The organism is Desulfovibrio sp. 6_1_46AFAA (assembly GCF_000224635.1).
Taxonomy (GTDB): domain Bacteria; phylum Desulfobacterota; class Desulfovibrionia; order Desulfovibrionales; family Desulfovibrionaceae; genus Desulfovibrio; species Desulfovibrio fairfieldensis.
The window spans coordinates 850,691-856,981 of the sequence record NZ_JH114300.1; the positions used below are offsets into that span (position 1 = coordinate 850,691).

Genomic DNA, 6,291 nt, shown 5'->3' on the forward strand with positions numbered 1-6,291 from the left:
ATTACTTCTGAGAGGCACTGTACAATTCTATCAGGCTCTCCTGAGAATTGACAAGCTTGTCCTTTTTTCCGGGCTTGATGCGAAGATATTCACCGTCGGCAAGCATTCTGTAGCACTGTACAGTGTCTTTCAAATGCAGTTTCAGAACAGTATTGCGAAGATAGTCGCGCAGTTCCTTGTCCAGCACGGGCGTCAGAACTTCCACGCGGCGGTTGAGATTGCGCGGCATCATGTCGGCACTGCCCATGTACAGCTCGTCAGCGCCGTTATTGCAGAACCAGTAGATGCGCGGATGTTCGAGAAAACGCCCCACCACGGAGGTGACGTCGATATTTTCGCTCACCCCCGGCAGGCCCGGTCTGAGGCAGCAGATGCCGCGCACCTGCAGGTCAATGCGCACCCCGGCCTGTGAGGCGCGGTACAGCGCGCGGATCAGCCCTTCGTCCACCAGGTGATTGCATTTGATGATGATCTGACCGTTGCCGCGCTCCCGCTGATGCTCGATTTCGCGCTCAATGCGCGAGAGCAGGCCCCGGCGCATATTGACCGGTGAAACCAGAAGGCGCTGATAGCGTTCGTGCACGGCGTAGCCGGTCATGTAGTTGAAAAGATCCGTTATATCCGCGCAGATCTGCGGATCGGCCGTGAGCAAGCCCATATCCGTATAAATCCGGGCGGTGGAAGGATTGTAGTTGCCTGTGCCGATGTGCGCGTAGCAGGTCAGGCCGCGCCCCTCCCTGCGGACCACAAGGCAGAGTTTGGCATGGATCTTCATGCCCTTGAGGCCGTAGACCACGTTGACGCCCGCATCCTCCAGTTCCTCGGCCCAGGTGATGTTGCGTTCCTCGTCGAAGCGGGCCTTCAGCTCCACCACGGCCGTGACCTGCTTGCCGCGCCTCCGGGCCTCCATGAGCGCCCCCACGATGGGCGAATTGGCGCCTACCCGGTAAAGGGTCTGCTTGATGGCCATCACGTCCGGGTCCTCGCTGGCCTGTCGGATAAATTCCAGCACGGCACAAAAACTGTCGTACGGGTGGTAGAGCAGCCTGTCCTTGGCGCGGATGGCCGGAAACATGCTTTCCATGCCGCAGATGTCGGGCTGACGGGGGTGCTGCGGCGGCAGCTTGAGGCCGGGCCTGTCCACGCCGTAAAACGGCAACATCTGGGAAAAAGCCAGGGGCCCCCGGATCTTGTAGATTTGAAACGGCCTCACCTCCAGATGCCGCGCCAGAAAATCAACCAGCATGCGATTCACCCCGCTGGCGAACTCCAGGCGCACCACATCGCCGAAGCGGCGCTGGTCCACCAGGTCCCTGATGGCTTCCAGCAGGTCGTCGGCTTCTTCCTCGGCAAGCTCCAGGTCCGTATTGCGAGTGATCCGGAACAGGCCGCAGGCCAGAATTTTATTGCCGTAAAACAGGGTTTCCAGATACTGGCGGATCAGATCCTCCAGCAGAATCACGTCTGTGTCGCGCAGATTGCTGGACAGGCCGAGGCAGACGTAATCCTTGGCCGCCTTGGTGCGCGGCACGAAAACGAAACGCGAAACATTGCTGGGGCAGCGCAGCCGGGCAAAACGGATGGTATTGTCCGGGCACTGGAGCTGGACGATAAAGTTGATACTCAGATTGGAAATGGTGGGAAAGGGATGGGCCGGATCAATGGCCTGGGGCGTCAGCACCGGATAGACTTCGGTATGGAAAAAATCATCCAGAAATTTACGCTGTTTTTCCGTGAGCTGGCTGTAGCGCCGGAAGCGCACGCCTTTTTTAGCCAACTGGCGTGAAAGTTCTTTCCAGTGCTTATAGGCTGTTTCCTGCAGGGCCAGAACCCGCTTGCGGATTTCCGCCAGCTGGCGGGCCGGGCGCAGCTTGTCCGGCGTGCCGCAGGGCAGACCGTTCTTGTGCTGCTGCACGATGCCCGCCACCCGGACCATGAAGAATTCATCCAGGTTATTGTGAAAAATAGCCAGAAATTTCAACTGCTCCAGCAGCGGAAAACGCGGATCCAGCGCCTGGTCAAGCACCCTGGCGTTGAATTTCAGCCAGCTCAACTCGCGGTTCAGATACAGATCCGGGCAGCTCAGATCTTCAATCGCCGCGGCGCAGCACCCCGCTTGGCCTTCATCAACCTCGACGGACCCGGTTGCAACGGCATCCTTGGGCATACGATCTCCTCAGTGAGCGTTGAACAGGCACGATCCAGGCACGGCCCCGCCCGTTATGATCCGCTTGTTCAGCATACAGCACATGGGACGGCAGACAAGAAGCAAAAGGTGACATTTTCGTGACATTTTCCGGGACGGCTCACCGCCCGCCGATCACACGCCAAGCAATGCCCCAATCCTCGGGCTCGGGCACATGCACCTCTTCCCAGGCAAAGGGCGTGGGCCGCCGCGTCACGCCAAAATACAGAGGCCCTTCGGACTCTTCAACCTCACTCCAGGGCTCCCCTTGGGGAAATTGCAGATTATAGGCCGCTACATTTTCCAGACGGCTTTTGTCCACAATGACAGGCGGCTCAATGACCACATTTTCCCATTGGCCGCTCAACAGACGCAAATAGCGCCAGCTGCCGCCTTTGATCTGCACATTGCGCAAATCCAGGCGCCGGGTGACTTCCCCGGCCTTGCTGCCCAGTATCGGCGACGCCAGGACAATGTCCCGCGCTTCCAGGTTGCCGCCGCCCAATGACAAATGCGCCGGAGCCGGGTCACGGTGCAGGACGTATATTTTGCCCTTGCCCAAAGCATGCGCGCTGTTGCCCGCCCCGCCCTTGCCGGAGGAATACAGATTATAGACCAGATAGCCCTTGACCGTGCTGAGCACCTCCGCACCGGACAGGCTGGAGTCGCGCACAATCAACTCGGCGGCTCCCAGACGGGAATCGGCGATGGTGCAGTTCTGCATGAAGATGGCGTCGCAATAGACTGAAAAGCGGCTGAAAATGCTGTTGCGCGCAATCAGGAAGCTTTTATTTTTTTCAGCCATGTGGATTTTGATCTTGCCGCCGCTGATCTGCGAATCTTCCACACAAATCCGGAGCTCCTGGCCGGACAGCAACAGCCCGTAGTTTTCTTCGGGCACGATATCGGTCATTTTCTTGAACGACACCTTGCCGCCCGCTCCCTGAAGTTCGGCCAGGCGGACTCTGTACAGACGGCTTTGTTCAAAAAGCACGTCCTTCATGGACGAGCCCTCGAACGTGGTCAGCACAAGCGTGCCGTCGGCATTTTTTCCCGACTCCAGAGCGCAATTCCTGAACACCACATTTTCAAATGTGGAATGGCTCAGATCCACCCGCGAAAAGCGGCAGTTTTCAAAAATAATGTTGCGGAAAAGCGCTCCGCCCGCGACCACGTCTTCAAACACCATGTCCCGGATGACCGTATCCGCCAGGCGCAGGTCACAGAGGCGGACGCCCACAAAGGTATGCCCGCTGAGTTGTTTGCCCGCACCGGAAAGACGCACCTCCGCGCCGGAGGTCTGGCTGAAAAAAATAATAAACGCCGCCAGAAGCAAACTGAAACGGCGCATACTGCGCAACATAGGTTCTCCTCCGTCCAGGGGCTCCGCCTGTCCCGGACTGCAATACTCTTTTCAAGACATAATAATCATTTATCTGATCGTAGGGTAGCTGTCCACAGCGGCAGCCGCCGTTTTCGCGGTAAAACGGCCCGACAGGGAACAGCGAAAAAAGAAAGCCCGATTGCCGAAACAGCCGGGCTTCACGCTTCTTGCGTGAAAGAAGAATACGAATCTACAAATCGGCCACTAACCCTGGCTGGTTAAAAACACTTTTTTACAACATACAGCATGCCGCGCTTTGGCTGACGATCCTGCTAAAACTAAAAAGCATGTTCGAAATTTTTGCAATCAGCCATCAGGGGCTGTTTCTAAATTCTGGAGTAAAAAGCATAGGTTGACGAATCCGGAAAGCAACAGGACTGAGTCAGAAACAGCCCCTAGAGAAAAATCGCACTTCAGCGCCGGAAATAGGAAATGATTTCACGAACATCATCCGCAAACAGCGAAAGGTATTCAAAAAAGCTCTGTTTGCGCAACAGCATGCCGGTCATATCCGCAAGCAGCTTGGCATCCACTTCCGGAGGCGAGAAAGGCAGCGCACCTGAACCGCCGGGCAAAGGAGCTTCCCCGCTGCCCCTGATAAGCCGGAACGAGGCCTGGGCGCGTTCCACAAAGTCCTGGGGCACGCTGTCATCCTCGGCGAGAGGCACGCCGGGCCGGGCGCGCATATCCGGCTCACGGTAATCCACAATAATTTTAAGCTTGTTTTTCTTGGTCAGAAACATCACCCGGTAGGCAAGGCTGCCACGGTTCCAGGGGCCGGATTCATGCGCAGTGAACCAGGGGTCGTTCTCCGCCGTGGGCAGCACTGTGGTGCCCGTGCCCTCAAGTTCGTCATACCGTAGGTTGACATGATGCAGACCTACCACGCCGGTGACCGCATCCGAAGCCCAAGAGAGCGTTCCCGAAGTAAAAGCCAGAATAACGATCATCCGGGCGGGCGGACACGCCTCATCCCCGGCGCCGTTGGCATACAGGCCATACCAGACATTTGCGGGGTAGGTTCTCATGATCCTGGCGCTCAGCCTGGGAAAAATCCTGGTCCGGCGGGCGTCAAGCAGGTCGAAGTCCTCACGGCAACGCACGGCAAGCGAAGGCGCATAGGCGGAAATCAGCATACCATCCGCCGACACAACGCGCCGAGCCTTGGCCAGCTTATAAATAATGCCAGCCAGGCACACGAGCGGGACCAACAGAATGAGCACAAGACGCGCCATACAACCTCCTCGCGGCGAGTGCCATGCAACACTTAAAACTTCGTTTTACGTGTTAAGACCACTGCGCCGGAAAGCGTGGTTATCTTTGCCGTCGATGTCCGTAATTCGCTTCGCTCAAACGGGCACGGCACTTCGCACCGCCTTCGGTCGCTTCGGCGTGAAGATCGCACAGCAAAAAACGTGTTTTTTTGCTGTGCTCTCGCCACATGCGACGGTGCGCAACCCCTTACGGGTTTGCGACATGTGTCGATCTCGACGCGACACCAGATTGTTTCTGTAGTTCGGACTTGCCCGGAAAACAGGGGAAAGTCAACGAGGCGGAAGACGCGGCCCGCCTCGCTTGAGACCCACTGTGATACGGGACAGAAATCCCGCCGCCCAACGCTGTCGGGATTTCCGCATTTCCAGGAGATAAAAGGAGGCCGCATGGCTTCGCATACAAGCCGCTGCGGGCAGCATCAAAAAGACTGCTACGGATTTTTTTCAATCCCCCACAATGTGCCGTTCTGAATGTAAAAAATATGACTAGACCGCTTCGGAGGGCTCTCCCCCGGCGTGGGTTTCGAAAACGGCCGCACATGCATAATTATCATTTTTCCCGCAGTGGCCCTGCTCACTTTCATGCAGTAATTGAAATCTCCTATTCCCTCGCGCTCCAATTCCGCGCGTACCAGATTCTCAACCTCTAGAATTTCTTCCTTGCTCGGCAAATCGACATTAAATTCCTTGTCAAACGCAATGACAAGAGTGCCGGTCAGGCAATCGTCTTCGCCTGACGGCAAAATGCGCAAACGCTGAAAAGCGGCAGCGGGCACGCCGATAACTGTCAAAAGGCAGAAAAGGGCACAGGCGAAGAGCAAGGCGCGCATCGGCCTGAATTCTCCACAAATACTGCCCGGAACGGCACGCCGGATTTCCGGCTCTTCGGCAATGGCCATCTGAGCGCAATATCTGATCATCATGTGGTTGTCCACCACACATAGGGCGGAGGGCAGGATACGCCGGAGATACCGTCAAGGAAGCGGCGTGCAGGCGCGAAGAAGCCCGAGAGGATATCCCCCAGCGGCAAAAAAGCTCCCTGGGCAGTTTTAGAAGCGGCTCCGAGGGTTTTCCAGCCTGGCCGGTTCAAGGCAAGGTGAGGAAGGGAGGGATGAAGGAAGCGGTGGGATGGTTCGGGAATTCGCGGAGTTGGGGGGGGGCGCAGGCGCGGCAGCATAGGGCGGACAAGAGAAGCCCCCCACGCGCTGAGAGCGGCGAGGGGGGCTTCCGAGCAATTTTTGGCAGCGGCCTACTTTCCCACATGACGTTATGCAGTATCATCGGCGAGGAAGAGCTTAACTACCGAGTTCGGAATGGGATCGGGTGTACCCTCTTCTCTATGGCTGCCAAAAAATTTGTACAAAAATATAATTGACAGGGAAGGAAGGAGTTTTTCAAGAGAACAAGCCTCACGGCTATTAGTACTGGTCAGCTCCACGCCTCGCGGC

The 6,291-nt window shown here is 56.9% G+C and carries 4 protein-coding genes and 1 rRNA gene; all 5 read right to left on the reverse strand.

The genetic code is table 11. The annotated features are described in order from the left end of the window. Position 1: 1 nt before the first annotated feature. Complete coding sequence (gene ppk1 / locus HMPREF1022_RS03485) at positions 2 to 2,167, reverse strand: polyphosphate kinase 1 (protein ID WP_008686387.1); 2,166 nt, start codon at positions 2,165 to 2,167, stop codon at positions 2 to 4. A gap of 139 nt (positions 2,168 to 2,306) precedes the next feature. Continuing rightward, on the reverse strand, positions 2,307 to 3,548 hold the full coding sequence (locus tag HMPREF1022_RS03490) for a pentapeptide repeat-containing protein (RefSeq protein WP_009301901.1): 1,242 nt from the start codon (positions 3,546 to 3,548) through the stop codon (positions 2,307 to 2,309). A 434-nt stretch (positions 3,549 to 3,982) separates the two neighbouring features. Beyond that, the gene (locus HMPREF1022_RS03495) at positions 3,983 to 4,804 is read right to left on the reverse strand and encodes a DUF4851 domain-containing protein (protein WP_009301902.1); all 822 of its coding nucleotides are present in this window, start codon (positions 4,802 to 4,804) and stop codon (positions 3,983 to 3,985) included. A 470-nt stretch (positions 4,805 to 5,274) separates the two neighbouring features. Continuing rightward, positions 5,275 to 5,766 carry a hypothetical protein gene (locus HMPREF1022_RS03500; RefSeq protein ID WP_009301903.1) on the reverse strand — a complete coding sequence of 164 codons (492 nt, stop codon included), beginning with the start codon at positions 5,764 to 5,766 and terminating at the stop codon, positions 5,275 to 5,277. 313 nt (positions 5,767 to 6,079) lie between these two features. Next, positions 6,080 to 6,194, reverse strand: a 5S ribosomal RNA gene (gene rrf, locus HMPREF1022_RS03505). Positions 6,195 to 6,291: the final 97 nt, after the last annotated feature.